Raw genomic sequence first — 16,788 nt, 5'->3', positions numbered from 1 at the left:
ATATTTTTCTTATACTCCTGAAAAAAACTTTACTTATCTACTTTACGTTTTGGGCTACATAGTGTCTGTTTTTTGAATAATTTGCTTCTCTGCAGTATTTACATAGAAATATTGTTTCGCTAATGCTGAAAACAATTTACTTATAATAAAGTGAAACTTTAATCAACCCTCACCAATCGGGCTTTTATGGGCAGCAGGGCCCCCACCTAACTTCTTTGCTTCCACTGAATTTTGAGGTGGGGGTCTTACTGCCCAGCAAATAGCGGGATAAACTTAAATAAAATATAACTTTTAACATAAGAGTACTTTATACTCTTCTATTAGAGAACAAATTTTTTCCCAATAAATAAAACTAAATATTCACTAATATATCTATCCGTGGTTTAATATATATAATAAAAAAATATTTCTGTCTTTAATAAGGAGGTACTATGAAAGCAAACGTAGGGGATACTATACTTTTTCAACGAAATAATTTAAAGATTACAGGATCTGTATTAAAACTTTATACTGAATCGGTCTTAGTTGAAATTACAAATGTAAGCGGTGGTACTTTTGAATTTGATCGAACAATTGTAAATCATAAAAACTATAAAGTTTTAAATACAAATACATAAAACAACACAAAATAGCCTCTGCTCAACAGCAGGGGCTATTTTATATAAAAATATTTCACTAGTTTATATACCCTAAAACATTAACAATCTTACTCGCTTTTAAATTGTTAATATGATAATAAATTTCTAAACCTCTTCTCTCTGCTCGTAACACTTTACCCTTCATTTTTGATAAATGTTGTGAAACAGTAGATTGCGGAATATTCAGTAACTCTGTTAATTGTGTTACATTACAAGTTTTTCTCGTACTTAATTCATTTACAATTTGCAGTCTGATTGGATGCGCCATAATTTTTAAAATATCTACATCTTCTTCTGAAACTAAAGTTTTTCTCATTTCACTCGTATATGTTGTCATAAGACATTCCCCTTTTATATGAATTCCATATTCATAAGATCTATTTCCAAATTTTTTAAAACCCTTGATTAAAACTTTCATATAGAAATAAAAGGATTTTAAATTTTTGAAAACAGAACTTACATTCACTTTATTTATTTGGTACATATACATAATACAATGTTAATATGTGCTCTATGTGAAGTTCACATAAATTTGTGATGAAGATTTACTTAGCCACTCGCATCCTACTCATCTAATTACTCACTGCGTAAAATCATCAGTTATTTTAACACATTTTAGGCGTTTGTATATACTATTTATAAAACAACTTTTATAAAGGAGGATTCATATGCCTACAGCGTTACAAGAAGAAGTCGAAGAAGCACGGGAAACATATGTCAGTCGTATCATCTTAGTTGGAGGATCGACTTTATTTTTAGTAGGCGGGGTTATATCGGCAATTTCAGCTTTTAAAGCTTATAATCGTTTGGAGAATACGCCGCCTTCTACAGATAATTCATAGATATTTTATAAAATAAAACGTCGCCTCTAATATGAAGAGACGACGTTTTATGATTCATACATATGACACTAAAAGTATCGGTAGATTCCCTACTCCATTCTCTAAGCTTACTTCACCACAAACCTAGTCTGACTACACCCATCCTTCTGCTTCGTTACTTCTAATACAGCTGGCATTGCGTTTTTCAGCTCTTGTACGTGTGAAATGACACCGATAAATCGACCTGATTTTTGTAAGTCAATTAAGGCGTCTACTGCTTTCGTTAATGATTCTTCATCTAATGAACCGAACCCTTCATCGATGAACATCGTTTCGATGGAAATACCACCTTCATATGCTTGAATGACATCTGCCATTCCTAGCGCTAAGCAAAGTGATGCATTAAATTTCTCTCCGCCGGATAATGTTTTTACATCGCGCGTTTGGCCAGTGTATGCATCGTACACATCTAAGCCTAATCCACTTTGACGATTTCTCTTTTCAACTCGTTCACTTCGTTTTAAATAAAATTGTCCGTTTGATAATTTACGTAATCGTTCGTTTGCAATTTGAACAATTTGTTCTAAATACTCAATTAAGATGTAACGTTCAAATGATATACGGCTCTCGTTATCACCTTTCATTACTTCATATAAGTCAACAAGTTCTTGGAAGGCTTTTTCTTCCTCATGAATTTGCTCATCAATACGTCTAATGTTTTCATGTAAATCAGAAATATATGTTACCGCATTTTGCGCACGTTGACGTTTTTCTTTAATGATATCGAGATTAATTTGTAATTCTGTTATGTGTTCACCTAACGCTGTAATATCCATATACTCTTTATCCTTTAATTCAGCTTGTAACTCTTCAATTTGTTTTGCAAGCACTTCAAGCGATGAATAATAACCTTGAATTTCTTTTTGTAACATTTCCATCTCGTGATCGCTTAATTTGGCTTCTTTATACGTGAATTCGTCTGTAAACCCGCTTTGTTCTAGCTCTTTCATAAAGCGTGCGAAAGTCTCTTCTTTCTTTAATTTTGCACTTTCAAATTGATTAGAAGCACCTTTTTGTTCTGCTTGAATACGTATATTTTCATTTTGCCAATGCTGATACGCTTCCTGCACTTTCTTCCATTCGTCCTCCATTAACCTAAGTTCCTGCATAGCTTGGTCAAACTGTGCTTTCCAAGCTTGTACTGTTTGTAAGTTTTCTGGAATATTTCGTTTATCATGTTCATATGACGTACGAAGTTGCATACACTCCATTTCTGTACGGTGCTGCATTGTTTCCACTTCTCGTTTTTGTTTCTGAAGTTCTTCTATTTTTTCTTCTACGCTTTTCATGTTCGCAGCAATCTGCTTACGTGTTTCTTCACTTGCTTTTAACGTATTAACGTCTGCAGCTAATTGTTTTCCTTTTTGAACAAGTGCACTATATGTTTCAGCTAATTTTTCCGAGTTGTAGCCGCGCTTCACAACTTCTTCTATCACTTGTTCATATTGTAGTCGATAGAAATTCCATTTCTCCTCTACTTGCACATGTAATTTTTCAGCAATGTTCTTCTTATCTCTTAAATCGTTTAACTCTTTTTCATCGATCGCATTACTTTGTTCTGTAGCTTTTTGCGGATGATTCGTACTACCACATACCGGACAAGATTCACCGTCATGTAAATGAAGAGCTAATATACCAGCTTGTTCACTTAACCAGCGGCGCTCCATGTTTTCATATGCACGAACTGCCACTTGCATTTTATTATTTGCCGCTTCTTTTTCTTGCTCGAATTTTTGTTTTTCTTGCCAAACATCATATGCTTGCTTTAAAACTTTTGCATCTTCTCGCATATTCGTTAGTTCTTCTACTTTAGCTACATATTGCTCAAGTGCTTGTTCTAATTGCTGCAATTCATCAGACATTCTCTGTTTTTTGTTTGTATGCTCTTCTAGTTGTTGATCTAACTTTTGCATACTTTCTTTTAATTTCCCTATTTGGATTTCGGTATTTTGTAAATTCAGCTTTCTCTCAGCTAATGATTCAATAATCGCTTGTAACTCTTCTAATCTTTGAACAAGTTTTTTAGCCTCTTCTCGCTCAGCTTCTTTATTCTTTACTACTTCATACTTCTCCTGAGCAAGTTCAAAGCTATTCATTATCTGTTCTTGTTTGACGCTTATCTGTTTTAACAAACTTTCAGCTTTCTGCTCATTTTCCATCGCTTCTTCATACCATTGTTCAAATGGTAATAAGCGCTTTGCTTGTTCCGCACGTTTAAAGGATTTTTCTTTCCTTTCAATTGCTGCACGGTTCTCTTGTAAAGTGTTATATTTCTCATTCTTTTGTTGTAAATCTATAAATTTCTCATTTACAGATTTTGCTGCATGAAAACGTGTTTCTGCATCCTTTAATTGCTTCGTTTGAACATCTTGTTCTACTTGTAATTGCTCAACCTCTGCCTTATACACGGTTGTTTCTTGTTCTAACGCTTCTACTACTTGATGCGTATTTACATGTTCTTGTGCCACTAATGTCTCTAATAATGCTCCATCACGGATTGGTAATTTAAAAACATTACGGAAATAGAGCTCTCTCTCTTTTTGTTTTTCTTGCAAGACATCTTTCCATTGTTTTCTCTTTTGATCAAGTAACTCACGCATTAATTTATAACGATCCGTTTTAAAAATACGACGTAAAATCTCTTCTTTGTTTTCCGTCTCAGATGTTAATAGTTTTCGGAATTCCCCTTGGGGTAACATAACAATTTGGCTAAATTGATGTTTACTTAACCCAATTAAATCTTCCACTTTTTTGTTTACGTCTGTTACATGAAAACGATCGACGGCTGGAACGTTTTCTCCATCAATAACTTCATATAATTCTACTGCATGTCCTGTAATGGTCTTATTCCCTTGTTTTTTATGTCCAAGTTGTCGTTTTATTTCATAGCGTTTCCCTTTTAACTGAAAGCTTAATTCAACACTTGTATAAACATTATCATCAGCAAATTGACTTCGAAGCATGCTCGTATCACTACGTTCTTCTCCACTAGCCTCACCATATAACACATAACAAATCGCATCAAAAATCGTTGTTTTTCCAGCTCCCGTATTCCCAGAAATAGCGAAAATACGATGTTCTCCAAGATCTTCAAAATCGATTACTTCTTTCTGTTTATATGGCCCGAATGCTGTCATAATAAGCTGAATCGGTCTCATCCTCGTTCACCTTCCCGTTCTTGCACTGTTTGTAATACATCTATAAATAGGCGTTCTTTCTCTTCTGATAAATCTAACCCTTTCATTTCTTTATAGAAAGCCTTTAAAAGAGATAAATCATCCGTTTTATGTCTTGAAACCGTTACTTCATTTGTATCTGTGAGTTCTCGCCTTTGCATCGCTCTTTCAACGTGCATTGCATTTGGATATACAGATCGTATTTTCTCCATTGGCTGTAAGACAGGGTTTTCGTCTAATAATTTTACAAATACGTAATCTTCACTTACTGGGTGCTGTAATAATTCATCTATTTTCGCTTCTACTGTTCGCATTTTACGACGTGGTGAAAGTAACCTTTTTTCAATTGCTACTTCACCAGTTTCATTCAGTTCTACAATGTAATAACCTTTTTTATGTTTCTCTTCAGAAATTGAATAGGCAAGTGGTGAACCTGAATATCTAATGGTCTCATTACGTACGAAATGCGCTTGATGTAAATGTCCAAGCGCTGTGTAATGAAACTTATCAAAATAATGACTATTTACATATTCAGCACCACCAATTGAAAGTGGTCGTTCTGCATCACTTGTATTCTCCTCCGCTTCTCCTGAAGAAGTTACAAATGCATGTCCAACAAATACATGTCTAGCTTCTTTATCCATCGTTTCAGAGAGCTCATTCATAAAAATGCGCATCGCATCATCATGAGAACGTACGTCTTCATTTTTCAACACGTGTCTAACCATGCTTGGGTCTGCATACGGTATTAGATGGAAGTGAACCTCTCCATATTCATCATTTAGTACAACAGGTTCGTACGGGAATTGAAATTGACCTGCAATATGTAATCCTTGTTTTTTCATTAAACTACTTCCAAAATGGATACGATCCGGACTATCATGATTACCAGCTACTGCAATAACTGGTGTTTGTAAATCAATAACTATTTTTTGCAGCACATCATTTAATAAGTCTACTGCTTCTGTAGGTGGAATTGCTCGGTCATATAAATCCCCTGCAATAATTACAGCATCTGGTTTTTCTTCTTCAACAGCCTGTACAAACTGATCTAATACAATCTTTTGGTCTTCAGTCATATACACGCCATGAACAAGCTTTCCTAAATGCCAATCCGCTGTATGAAATAACTTCATATTTTTCTACTCCTTTTAATTTACTGATTTTAGTGAAACGAGTTGATAGTTTATTGTAGTTTTTCCGTTCTCCCACTCTAGTTTCAATATCGTTGCACTTCCAATTCTTTCTTCATTTGATTTATATAAAGGCAATATTTCTTTAATTGTAAATAAGTGGTAACCATCCAATATTAATTGAAATATATTTTCTTCAATATGTAATCTTACTTCTTTTTCATTTGAAATAATTTTTGTGTGCATCTCAAATTTCATGATAGATACAACCCCTTTTTATAATCTCTACATTTTAATAGTATAGTGGCTATGCAAGATTGACAAGTACATACACAGCAAAGTACACACTTTTCTATTGTTATATGCTTTATGTATTTTATATAAAATACGGTATGTGAAATTTTACATTTCCCCCAAAATAAAAATGCCTATTGTGACATCTTTATTTTTGTATAAAGTCTTTCATTACATAATATAAAACGGTAATTAAGACGATTGCGACGAAAAATGAGAACACTGCGACAATGTAGCCATCTTTATTTAATAAAATACAGAATGAAATAGATATTATAAAAATCGGAAATACGAGACGTACTTTATCCTTCACTTCTTCTGTCGTATCTGTATGATGAAAATACTGCGTTATTCCTATCATTAAAAAAGACAAAATAATAACCGACAATAGTAAAGGTCCTGGCATTCCGATTTCTCCTTTCTCTATTTCTAATTCAATGTAAAATTTTTTATTACAATTGTACGATTTATTTTTTCTTCAAACACACTTTTAGAATTGATAATGAACATTTCACACCTATATAATAGCGCTTTTATCATTATAACTTCAAATAATTACACTTACAGTAATGTTGTAATATTCCCCCTCAGTCTCTGAAATCCTGCAAAGATAACTCGTCAAAATATGCAGTGACCAAATTAATATTTACCGTCAACTTTTGACAAAATTTATAAAGGACATTTCAGTACATATCAAGAATTAAGAATAAGAAGATATGTAAGGGAGGATGCATTATGACTGAACAAGTTTTATTTTCTGTTAGTGAAAACGGCGTTGCGACAATTACTTTAAACCGTCCAAAAGCACTTAATTCTTTATCTTATGACATGTTACAACCTATCGGACAAAAACTTAAAGAGTGGGAACACGATGAGCGTATTGCACTTATCGTGTTAAAAGGAGCTGGCACAAAAGGTTTTTGTGCAGGTGGCGACATTAAAACTCTTTATGAAGCGCGTTCCAATGAAGTGGCATTGCAACATGCAGAACGTTTTTTTGAAGAAGAGTATGAAATTGATACATATATTTATCAATATACAAAACCGATTATTGCTTGTTTAGATGGAATTGTAATGGGCGGTGGTGTCGGTCTTACAAATGGTGCGAAGTATCGCATTGTAACTGAGCGTACGAAATGGGCAATGCCAGAGATGAATATCGGCTTCTTCCCAGACGTCGGAGCTGCATATTTCTTAAATAAAGCGCCTGGATATACAGGACGATTCGTTGCTTTAACAGCATCTATTTTAAAAGCTTCTGACGTATTATTTATTAATGCTGCAGATTACTTTATGACATCTGATTCATTACCAGAGTTTCTTACTGAACTTGAAAGTGTAAATTGGCATAAAGAAGATGATGTACATACTAATTTAAAAGAAGTTATTCGTACATTTGCAACTGCTCCAAACTTAGAAAGCGAGCTCGCTCCTTCATTAGAAGTAATCAATTCACATTTTGCTTTCGATACAATTGAAGAAATCATCCATTCATTGGAGAAAGATGAAAGTTCCTTTGCTCTAAAAACGAAAGAAACACTGTTATCAAAATCCCCTATTTCACTAAAAGTAACATTAAAACAGTTTATTGATGGACAAGATAAATCCGTTGAAGAATGTTTCGCTACGGACCTTATACTTGCTAAAAACTTCATGAGACATGAAGATTTCTTCGAAGGAGTACGCTCCGTTGTCGTTGATAAAGATCAAAATCCGAATTATAAATATAAACAGTTAAGTGACGTTTCAGAAGAAGATGTGAATCGTTTCTTTAACTTACTTAATGCATAAAATGAAATTGTCATGAGGGGATATTTTGTTCATCCCCCACCTAACTTCTTTGCTTCAGCTAAATCTTGTGTGGTGAAAATCTTACTACCCGCAAATAGCGGTATAAAATCGAGGCTATATAGTAGTGTAATTACAGCTACTATATAGCCTTTTTTATTTAATTATTTTTAATAAAATTTAATTTTATTAAATCCATTTTTGTGCTACACTGATTTTAATCAAATATTCTAAAAATAAAAAGGAGGGGCGGCTATGATAGAAAATTATCTTCTTTTCATCATTATGTCTATTTGCCTTATCATTTTACCTGGTCCAGATACAGCAATGGCTACGAAAAATACATTGGTTGCTGGTAAAGTCGGTGGAGTGAAAACAGTGTTTGGTACATGTATTGCACTATTAATTCATACTTTAGCTGCTGTAATTGGTCTTTCTGCACTTATTGTAAAGTCAGCTCTTTTATTTTCTATTTTCAAGTACGTTGGGGCTCTCTATTTAATATATATCGGTATTAAAGCCCTTTTAGCAGTAAGAAACAAAGAAAACTTAGATACAAATGATCTATCTTTGAATAATGAAAACGAACATACTTCTTGCTTTCGCCAAGGATTTCTTACAAATTTATTAAATCCTAAAGTAGCAGTCTTCTTTTTAACTTTTTTACCACAATTTTTAAATCCAAATCATAATACATTTATTCAACTTCTTTTAATGGGCCTTACTTACCTCGTTTTAACAGTCATTTGGTTTGCATTTTATATATTTTTAATTGATAAAATTAGTGCTTTTATGAAAAAACCGAAGACGCAACGTTATATTCAAGGGCTAACAGGAGTCGTCCTAATTGGATTTGGTATTAAACTAGCTTTTGAAAAAAATAATTAACAAGACGAAAACCACCACTATTAATAGTGGTGTTTTCATCTAATAACTGATTTGGTTGTTTACTCTATATTAAAACCAGCGCTCAGTTACAACTTTTTTACGTGTATAGAATTGAACGCCATCTGTACCATTTGTACCTAAATCACCAAAGAATGAAGCTTTATTTCCTGCAAATGCGAAGAATGCCATTGGTGCTGGAACGTTTACGTTTACACCAATCATACCAGCATCGATATTATCACGGAATGTTTGTGCATGTTTACCATTTGACGTATAAATAACCGCACCATTTGCAAATTTAGATTGATTTGTTAGTTTAATACCTTCTTCTAAATCTTTAACACGTACAATACTTAATACTGGAGCAAAAATTTCATCTTGCCAAATTTTCATTTCTTGATTCACGCCATCAAAGATTGTCGCACCTACAAAGTAACCTTCTCCAACTTCTTCATTAATTTTACGGCCATCTACTAATAAAGTTGCCCCATCTGCTACACCGCTATTAATATAGCCTAAAACGCGCTCTTTATGAGATTCACGGATTAATGGTCCAACATAGTTATCTTCGTTAAAGCCATCGCCTACTTTTAATTTTTTCGTTTCTGCTACTAATACATCAATAAATTCATCAGCAATTTCATCCACTACTGCTACTACTGAGCATGCCATGCAGCGCTCTCCACTACTTGCAAATGCAGATCCAATTACACCTTGTACTGTTTTCTCAAGATTGCAATCTGGCATTACAATCGCATGGTTTTTCGCACCTGCTAATGCTTGTACACGTTTTCCGTGTTTCGTACCTGTTTCATATACGTAACGAGCTACCGGCTCAGAGCCAACGAACGAAACAGCCTGAATATCTTTATTTTCTAAAATGCTATTTACAACATCTTTTCCGCCTTGCACTAAATTTAATACGCCTTTTGGGAAACCTGCTTCATAGAATAATTCTACAAGTCGCTCCGCTAAAAGTGGCGTTCTTTCAGATGTTTTTAATACGAATGTATTACCGCAAGCAATTGCAAGTGGGAACATCCATAACGGAATCATCATCGGGAAGTTAAACGGTGTAATACCAGCAACAACTCCGATTGGGTAGCGCCAAATCGATCCATCAATTCCGCTAGCGATATTCGGAAGTGCTTGACCCATCATTAAATTTGGCGTAGATGTTGCAAGTTCTACCGCTTCAATACCACGCTGTACTTCACCTGTTGCATCCGTTAGCGTCTTACCATTTTCTAGCGTAATGATTTTTGCAAGCTCATCTTTGTTTTCTTGTAATAGCTGTAAATATTTATATAAATTTCTTGAACGATTTGGAACTGGTACTTTAGACCATGTTTCGAATGCTGCTTTTGCCGCTTCAACAGCTTTTTCAACATCTTCTTTTGGAGATAGTGGAACGTAAGCGATAATTTTTCCAGTCGCTGGATTTGGAACTGCTTCTACTTCCGTACCTGTCGATTCAACCCACTCACCGTTAATGTGATTTTTTACTCGTTTAATTTCAGTTGTAATCATTGTATTCTCTCCTTTGTATAATTTATTTTTGATTAGAAATTAATTGCTCGCTAACTTTCTTATATAAAGCAGCCATATCGTTTTCACCATATCCAGCTTGACTCGCTTCGTCATATACGTTTAATAACATTTCGCTTACCGGTAAATGGAGTTCGCTTTCCTTAGCTAAGTCAACTGCAAATCCTAAATCTTTCTTCAATAAGTTCACAGTAAATCCTGGCTCGTAGTTTTCAGGTGCTATAAAACTTTTATAATTACGTTCATAAATTCTACTTTGACCGTAACTTACATTTAAAATATCAAACATTTTATCTAAATCCATATTATTCTTTTTCGCTAATGTTAAAGCTTCACTCACACCAGCTGTATAAAAACCAATTAATAAGTTATTAATTAACTTAACAGTTGTACCACTATCAATCTGCTCACTAACGTGGAAAATGTTCGCGCCTAGTACGCCCATGATAGATTCCGTTTTCTCATATACGTCTTTTGATCCACCAACCATAAACGTTAATGTACGGTTTTCGGCTCCTATTACACCACCGCTCACAGGTGCTGCTAAAAAGTCTACTTTCTTTTCCTTTGCAGCTTCCTCTAACTGTTTGTTTAACTGCGGCGATACCGTACTTGTATCAATGAAAACTACATTCGAGTGACCATTTTCAAATAATCCTTCTGCTCCAAAATATACCGCTTCAACAGCGCGAGGTGAAGGTAAACTTGTAAAAACTACATCACATGTTTCTGCTAGTTTTGAGATTGATAGACCGATAATTCCGCCTTCTTTTTCAAAGGACGCTTCCGCCTCTTTATTTAAGTCCACGCCATATACTGTGTAACCTGATTTAACTAGATTTTTTGACATTGGAAGGCCCATGTTACCTAAACCGATAAAACCAATCTTTTTCATATCGCTTTCCTCCTATTTACACAATATATTTCCCGCGATTTATAATAGCTTTCGCAATTTCTCTCTTCTTCGTAAATACGTTCGTGTATAAAGGCACTAATAATTGACGGATTTCAGCTAAAATCACATGTCTATCTTGTTCTTCTGTGACAGCCGCTGAAAGTACAGAAATCGCCGCTTCTTCTACTTTACGGTATCCTTCTTCACAAATAACATCCGTTATTAATTGCTTCGTACGCTCTTTTTCCTCACCATTTTTACTTACCGCTTTTCTCGTACGTAAAAACGCTGATTCCATGACGTACACGTCCGTCAACATATTTGAAATTACACGTGAATATTCTTGTTCTTGGTCAATTTTTAGGCCTGGAGTTTTAGAGAGCGTTTTCAAAGATTGTTTCAACAATTTTTTCGCTAATAAAATGTAACGATGGTTTCTTTCTACATTTGCTACATCACTTTCTACTTCAGTATCTTCTAATTGTTCGATTTGCTTCATTAACATTTTGGCAACTGTTAATCTATTAATTTCGTTCGTTCCTTCAAAAATACGACTAATTCTAGCATCACGATATAATCGTTCTACCTCATACTCTTGCATATAACCGTAACCACCATGAATTTGTACAGCTTCATCTACGATATAAGCAAGTGTTTCAGAAGCATTTACTTTATTCAGTGCACATTCAATTGCAAATTGGGACATTTTCTTCATAAGATCTTCATCGCTCTCATGAATTGCTTCATCGATTACACCTGCCGTACGATAAGCTGCACTTTCGGCTCCATATGTAGCAATGATCATATTTGCAATTTTCTCTTGAATCATCGTAAAGTCTACTAATTCCGTTTGGAACTGTTTTCGCTCTTTTCCATATTGAACCGACAAACCAATTGCTTGTTTTGCTGTTCCAATATTTCCAAAAGCAAGTTTAAGTCTAGCAAAGTTAAGAATATTAAGGGCTACGTGATGCCCTTTCCCAACTTCCCCTAAAACATTTTCAGCAGGGATGACAACATCTTCTAAAATAAGAGTCGCTGTTGAAGAACCTTTAATCCCCATTTTCTTTTCTTCTAATCCAATAGATACACCTTCACATGTTCTTTCGACAATAAACGCTGTCATTCCTTTATTTGTCTTCGCAAAAACAACGTATACATCTGCCATATGAGCATTTGTAATCCATTGCTTCTCACCATTTAACTTCCAAGCTGTTCCCTCTTCATTCAATACGGCGCTTGTTTTTGCACTTAATGCATCCGAACCAGCATTTGGCTCTGTTAAAGCATAAGCCCCAATCCATTCTCCCGATGCGATTTTCGGTAAATATTTTTCTTTTTGCTCTTTCGTTCCATAATATATGTAAGGCAATGTACCGACACCAGCGTGTATATTAAAAGAAACGCTAAACGCACCAGCGTAACCCATTTTCTCTGCTACAAGACCTGAAACAGCCTTTCCTAACTCGAACCCGCCATAATCTTCTGGTACCTCAATACCTAATAATCCAAGTTCCCCAGCTTTCTCAAATAATTGACGAGAAACTTTATAGTTATGTTGTTCAATATTCTCCATTTGTGGAACAATTTCTTGTTTAACGAATTGTTCTGTCGTTTTTGCGATTAAATCTTCATCACCTGAAAAATCTTCTGGTGTAAAGTAAGTATGATTTATATCTTTATTAAGTGAAAAGAATTCATCCCATGGTAACTTCGTTTTCTCCATATGTATCCCCCTATCATTCGGCTTTCATAGCTTTTTGCTTATGCTCGTCTACGATGAGTGGAATATCTTTTTTGAAAATAGAAGGCGATGATTTTTCACATCAAGCATTTTATTTTGCCAAAGATGTATTTTCATCGCCTTCGCTGCTTTATCTATTGATCTTCTGATAATACTGTTTTTGCAATACCAGTATCTAACTCTTCAAAGTCATGATATGAAATTGTTTCGTATAATTCACTTCTCGTTTGCATATTAGAAAGTGCATCTTTTTGAGAACCTGTTTCTTTAATTAAAGCAAACACATTTTCATACGCTTTCGCTGCAACGCGAAGTGAAGTTACAGGATAAATAACCATTTGGAAACCCATATTCGCAAATTCCTCTGCACTATAATATGGAGTTTTTCCGAATTCAGTCATATTCGCAAGCAAAGGTGCATTTACCTTACTATTAAATAGACGGAATTCTTCCTCTGATTGAAGCGCTTCAGGGAAAATTGCGTCTGCACCTGCTTTTACATATGCATTTGCTCTTTCAATTGCTTCATCTAATCCTTCAACGCCACGAGCATCAGTACGTGCTACAATGTATAAGCTCGGTGCAACTTCTTTAATCGCTTTAATTTTTTGAACCAATTCTTCTGTAGTAACAAGTTTCTTACCATTTAAATGTCCACATTTTTTTGGTAATTGCTGATCTTCAATTTGGACAGCTGCTACTTTCGCTTCCACCATTTCTACAGCTGTTCTCGCCACATTTAGTACACCACCAAATCCTGTATCAATGTCAACAAGAACAGGTAAGTCTGTAGCTCTTACTAAATCTCTTGCTCTCTCAGCCACTTCAGTAGACGTCACGATACCTAAATCTGGTAAACCTTTACTTGCAGTATAAGCAGCTCCTGATAAATAAAGCGCTGAAAAACCTGTATTTTTCGCAACAAGAGCTGCCATTGCATCATGAGCACCTGGAATTTGCAAAATTTCATTTGCTTCTACTAAAGCTCGGAATCGATTCGCAAGCTCCTCTTGTGTTGACTGTTTTTTCACAACCCAAGCCATTCTAAATTCCCCCCTATTATTAAATTAAGAATAGATCTACAAATTCGTTTACATTCATATTTTCTAGTTTTTCTTCATTTAAACAAACTTCATGAATTTGTTCTTGTTGCTTACTAGAATAATGACCTGCCATATTTGCAGTGAATTTTTGAACAACTTTTGGAATTGCTTCGTCTCTACGGAAGCGGTGACCAAGCGGATATTCACATTCCACATTTTCTGTTACTGTGCCATCTTTAAAGTGAACTTGAACAGCGTTGGCGATTGAGCGCTTGTTCGGGTCAAGGTAATCTAAACTGTACTGTTTGTTTTCAACAACAACCATCTTATTACGTAATTCATCTACACGTGGATCGTTTGCTACTGCATCTTCATAATCGTCTGCAACGATATCTCCTTTTAATAAACCAATTGCCGTAATGTATTGTAAGCAATGATCACGATCAGCTGGGTTATTTAATGGACCTTCTTTATCAATAATACGAATTGCTGATTCATGAGTTGTAATTGTAATACGGTCAATTTCATCTAATCTCTCTTTAATTTCCGGATGCAACTTCACTGCACATTCTGCAGCCGTTTGTGCATGGAATTCTGCTGGATATGACACTTTAAATAATACATTTTCCATTACATATGACTCTAGTGGTCTTGCTAATTTTAATTCTTGTTTATTGAATAATACATCTTGGAATCCCCATCCTGGCGCAGATAATGCTGTTGGATAACCCATTTCACCTTTTAGAGCAGTCATTGCAAGATGAACACCGCGGCTCGTTGCGTCACCTGCAGCCCATGATTTACGTGAGCCCGTATTTGGAGCATGACGATATGTACGAAGACTAGAATTATCAATCCACGCATGTGATAATGCATTAAAGATTTCTTCACGTGTTCCGCCAAGCATTTTCGCAACTACTGCAGTTGTTGCTACTTTTACATATAATACATGGTCAAGACCAACTCTGTTTAAGCTGTTTTCTAAAGCAAGCACGCCTTGAATTTCATGTGCTTTAATCATCATTTCTAATACTTCACGTACTTTTAAAGCTTCTTTTCCTTCTGAAATACGAACACGGCTAATATAATCTGCAACTGCTAAAATTCCGCCTAGGTTATCAGATGGATGTCCCCACTCTGCTGCAAGCCAAGTATCGTTATAGTCTAACCAACGGATCATACATCCGATATTAAATGCACCTTTTACTGGATCTAGTACATAAGACGTACCTGGTACACGTGTACCATTTGGCACGATTGTTCCTGGCACAACTGGTCCTAGTAATTTCGTACATTCTGGATATTGCAGTGCTAAAATTCCACATCCAAGTGTATCAAGTAATACGTAACGAGCTGTACTGAATGCTTCTGCACTAGTAACCTCTTTATTTAATACATAATCGGTAATCTCTTCTAATAATGCATCTTTTTGCTTAATTTCATTTGTTTTAATCATGCTATTCTTCCCTTTCTGTCGAAAATTCGTTATTATTAATGATGGGTGTCGGTCAAACACCCATCTGGCGGGCGGCGCTAACAACTCCCCAGTTGTTCTTATTTACTAAGTACATGTCGCTCGCCAATATAATTTACACGAGGACGGAACAAACGATTATTTGCATGTTGCTCAATAACGTGCGCACATAACCCCACTGTTCTAGAGCTAAAGAAGATTGGTGTGTAAAGTTGAATTGGAATACCTAGCATCCAATATACTGGAGCTGCATAATAATCAAGATTTGGATAAATTCCTTTTTCTTTTTCCATAATCTTTTCTCCAGCTTCACACATTTCATATAGTGTATAATCACCTTTTACATCACATAACTGTTTTAAAGCTTCCTTCATCATAAGTGCTCTTGGATCCATCTTCTTCATATAAACACGGTGTCCAAAGCCCATAATTTTTTCTTTGTTATATAGTTTCTTCTGTAATAACTCTTCAAATTTCTCAACATTACCAGCTTCTAAAAGCATGTACATAACCGCTTCATTTGCACCGCCATGTAAACTTCCTTTTAAAGATGCAACTGCACCTGTTAAAGCACCGTATAAATCTGATTGTGTTGATGCAATAACGCGAGCTGTAAATGTAGAGTTTGGCATTTCATGCTCACTATATAAAACAAGGGAACGATCAAAGATCTTTTCCTCAAGTTCAGTTGGTTTTTTACCAGTTAACATATAGAAGAAATTTGCACTATAAGATAATTCTTTAAGAGGTTCAATTGGCTCCTCATTATTTAAAATATGATAGCTATTCGCTACAATGTTTGGCACTTTACTTAACAGCTTGTACCCTCGGCTTTTATTCACTTCTAACGAGCGGTTTTCGATATCATTATCGTAACCAGCTAACGCTGACACACCTGTACGTAATCCATCCATGGGATGCGTCTCTTTAGGCAATGCCTTTAGTACGTTGAATACACCTTCTGGTACTGCATATTCTTCTTTTAATTTCTTTTCAAGTGTTACTTTTTCATCTTCATTCGGTAGGTGTTCCTCCAATAAAAGGTGCACAATGTCTAAATACTCTTTTGTTTTTGAGAGTTCGATTAAGTCATACCCTTGAATTACAATTTCACCTTTTACTGTGTCAAGAAACGAGATTTTCGTCTCCGCTGCCACTATACCATCTAATCCCGGGGAAAATTTCTCTTCAGCTTTCATCATTATTTCCTCCAATCCTAATAGATCTTCGTGCACATAACTGTAAGCCTTTACAATATTGCGAAACTACATTTCTATTTCAATGTA

15 protein-coding genes are annotated in these 16,788 nt (G+C 35.1%); 4 read left to right on the top strand and 11 right to left on the bottom strand.

The window, feature by feature from the left end; genetic code table 11:
• Positions 1–431 precede the first annotated feature (431 nt).
• Complete coding sequence (locus MR112_RS05325) at positions 432–617, top strand: YkvS family protein (protein WP_000646793.1); 186 nt, start codon at positions 432–434, stop codon at positions 615–617.
• 58 nt (positions 618–675) lie between these two features.
• Here the strand turns inward: MR112_RS05325 and MR112_RS05320 are convergent, their stop codons facing one another.
• The gene (locus tag MR112_RS05320) at positions 676–975 is read right to left on the bottom strand and encodes an ArsR/SmtB family transcription factor (protein WP_000214801.1); all 300 of its coding nucleotides are present in this window, start codon (positions 973–975) and stop codon (positions 676–678) included.
• 331 nt (positions 976–1,306) lie between these two features.
• On the opposite strand from MR112_RS05320, the gene MR112_RS05315 reads away from it, so the two are divergent.
• On the top strand, positions 1,307–1,480 hold the full coding sequence (locus tag MR112_RS05315; protein ID WP_001141668.1) for a hypothetical protein: 174 nt from the start codon (positions 1,307–1,309) through the stop codon (positions 1,478–1,480).
• A gap of 107 nt (positions 1,481–1,587) precedes the next feature.
• On the opposite strand, the gene MR112_RS05310 is transcribed toward MR112_RS05315, so the two are convergent.
• From MR112_RS05310 to MR112_RS05295, 4 genes are all read right to left on the bottom strand, one after another.
• Complete coding sequence (locus MR112_RS05310) at positions 1,588–4,677, bottom strand: AAA family ATPase (protein WP_242244828.1); 3,090 nt, start codon at positions 4,675–4,677, stop codon at positions 1,588–1,590.
• The gene (locus MR112_RS05305) at positions 4,674–5,831 is read right to left on the bottom strand and encodes an exonuclease SbcCD subunit D (protein WP_025709708.1); all 1,158 of its coding nucleotides are present in this window, start codon (positions 5,829–5,831) and stop codon (positions 4,674–4,676) included. Before MR112_RS05305 ends, MR112_RS05310 begins: the two co-directional genes overlap by 4 nt.
• A 15-nt stretch (positions 5,832–5,846) precedes the next feature.
• Positions 5,847–6,086: a DUF2584 family protein gene (locus MR112_RS05300; protein WP_000667342.1), complete on the bottom strand. Its 240-nt coding sequence runs from the start codon at positions 6,084–6,086 to the stop codon at positions 5,847–5,849.
• A 184-nt stretch (positions 6,087–6,270) separates the two neighbouring features.
• Positions 6,271–6,528 (bottom strand): hypothetical protein, encoded by a 258-nt coding sequence (locus MR112_RS05295; RefSeq protein WP_001119404.1) that lies wholly within the window; start codon positions 6,526–6,528, stop codon positions 6,271–6,273.
• Between the two features lie 329 nt (positions 6,529–6,857).
• On the opposite strand from MR112_RS05295, the gene MR112_RS05290 reads away from it, so the two are divergent.
• Together MR112_RS05290 and MR112_RS05285 are read left to right on the top strand one after the other, a co-directional pair.
• Complete coding sequence (locus MR112_RS05290; protein ID WP_000139777.1) at positions 6,858–7,913, top strand: enoyl-CoA hydratase/isomerase family protein; 1,056 nt, start codon at positions 6,858–6,860, stop codon at positions 7,911–7,913.
• 252 nt (positions 7,914–8,165) lie between these two features.
• A complete protein-coding gene (locus tag MR112_RS05285; RefSeq protein ID WP_242244827.1) occupies positions 8,166–8,798 on the top strand; it encodes a LysE family translocator in 633 nt (210 codons plus the stop codon).
• 69 nt (positions 8,799–8,867) lie between these two features.
• Here MR112_RS05285 and MR112_RS05280 read toward each other — a convergent pair whose 3' ends face one another.
• The 6 genes from MR112_RS05280 to mmgD form a co-directional block, all read right to left on the bottom strand.
• Complete coding sequence (locus MR112_RS05280; RefSeq protein ID WP_000633344.1) at positions 8,868–10,328, bottom strand: CoA-acylating methylmalonate-semialdehyde dehydrogenase; 1,461 nt, start codon at positions 10,326–10,328, stop codon at positions 8,868–8,870.
• 22 nt (positions 10,329–10,350) lie between these two features.
• The gene (locus MR112_RS05275; protein WP_000719409.1) at positions 10,351–11,241 is read right to left on the bottom strand and encodes an NAD(P)-dependent oxidoreductase; all 891 of its coding nucleotides are present in this window, start codon (positions 11,239–11,241) and stop codon (positions 10,351–10,353) included.
• Positions 11,242–11,257: 16 nt separating this feature from the next.
• Positions 11,258–12,967, bottom strand: coding sequence for an acyl-CoA dehydrogenase family protein (locus MR112_RS05270; protein WP_000415995.1), 1,710 nt, complete (start codon positions 12,965–12,967; stop codon positions 11,258–11,260).
• 152 nt (positions 12,968–13,119) lie between these two features.
• A complete protein-coding gene (prpB, locus tag MR112_RS05265; protein WP_000312639.1) occupies positions 13,120–14,028 on the bottom strand; it encodes a methylisocitrate lyase in 909 nt (302 codons plus the stop codon).
• Between the two features lie 19 nt (positions 14,029–14,047).
• A complete protein-coding gene (prpD, locus tag MR112_RS05260) occupies positions 14,048–15,484 on the bottom strand; it encodes a 2-methylcitrate dehydratase (protein WP_000598123.1) in 1,437 nt (478 codons plus the stop codon).
• Between the two features lie 98 nt (positions 15,485–15,582).
• On the bottom strand, positions 15,583–16,704 hold the full coding sequence (gene mmgD / locus MR112_RS05255) for a citrate synthase (protein ID WP_002041090.1): 1,122 nt from the start codon (positions 16,702–16,704) through the stop codon (positions 15,583–15,585).
• Positions 16,705–16,788 lie beyond the last annotated feature (84 nt).

It is taken from the genome of Bacillus cereus group sp. BfR-BA-01330, assembly GCF_022663885.1.
In the GTDB taxonomy this organism is placed as follows: Bacteria; Bacillota; Bacilli; order Bacillales; family Bacillaceae_G; genus Bacillus_A; species Bacillus_A cereus.
The sequence above is the reverse complement of the archived record's forward strand: the minus strand, read 5'-3'. Positions and strand labels throughout refer to the sequence as shown.

What these genes read in the sequence shown, in the direction of transcription:
- MR112_RS05325 (WP_000646793.1), top strand. Translation starts at nt 432, where the DNA reads ATGAAAGCAAACGTAGGGGATACTATACTTTTTCAACGAAATAATTTA.
- MR112_RS05320 (WP_000214801.1), bottom strand. Translation starts at nt 975, where the DNA reads ATGACAACATATACGAGTGAAATGAGAAAAACTTTAGTTTCAGAAGAA.
- MR112_RS05315 (WP_001141668.1), top strand. Translation starts at nt 1,307, where the DNA reads ATGCCTACAGCGTTACAAGAAGAAGTCGAAGAAGCACGGGAAACATAT.
- MR112_RS05310 (WP_242244828.1), bottom strand. Translation starts at nt 4,677, where the DNA reads ATGAGACCGATTCAGCTTATTATGACAGCATTCGGGCCATATAAACAG.
- MR112_RS05305 (WP_025709708.1), bottom strand. Translation starts at nt 5,831, where the DNA reads ATGAAGTTATTTCATACAGCGGATTGGCATTTAGGAAAGCTTGTTCAT.
- MR112_RS05300 (WP_000667342.1), bottom strand. Translation starts at nt 6,086, where the DNA reads ATGAAATTTGAGATGCACACAAAAATTATTTCAAATGAAAAAGAAGTA.
- MR112_RS05295 (WP_001119404.1), bottom strand. Translation starts at nt 6,528, where the DNA reads ATGCCAGGACCTTTACTATTGTCGGTTATTATTTTGTCTTTTTTAATG.
- MR112_RS05290 (WP_000139777.1), top strand. Translation starts at nt 6,858, where the DNA reads ATGACTGAACAAGTTTTATTTTCTGTTAGTGAAAACGGCGTTGCGACA.
- MR112_RS05285 (WP_242244827.1), top strand. Translation starts at nt 8,166, where the DNA reads ATGATAGAAAATTATCTTCTTTTCATCATTATGTCTATTTGCCTTATC.
- MR112_RS05280 (WP_000633344.1), bottom strand. Translation starts at nt 10,328, where the DNA reads ATGATTACAACTGAAATTAAACGAGTAAAAAATCACATTAACGGTGAG.
- MR112_RS05275 (WP_000719409.1), bottom strand. Translation starts at nt 11,241, where the DNA reads ATGAAAAAGATTGGTTTTATCGGTTTAGGTAACATGGGCCTTCCAATG.
- MR112_RS05270 (WP_000415995.1), bottom strand. Translation starts at nt 12,967, where the DNA reads ATGGAGAAAACGAAGTTACCATGGGATGAATTCTTTTCACTTAATAAA.
- prpB (WP_000312639.1), bottom strand. Translation starts at nt 14,028, where the DNA reads ATGGCTTGGGTTGTGAAAAAACAGTCAACACAAGAGGAGCTTGCGAAT.
- prpD (WP_000598123.1), bottom strand. Translation starts at nt 15,484, where the DNA reads ATGATTAAAACAAATGAAATTAAGCAAAAAGATGCATTATTAGAAGAG.
- mmgD (WP_002041090.1), bottom strand. Translation starts at nt 16,704, where the DNA reads ATGATGAAAGCTGAAGAGAAATTTTCCCCGGGATTAGATGGTATAGTG.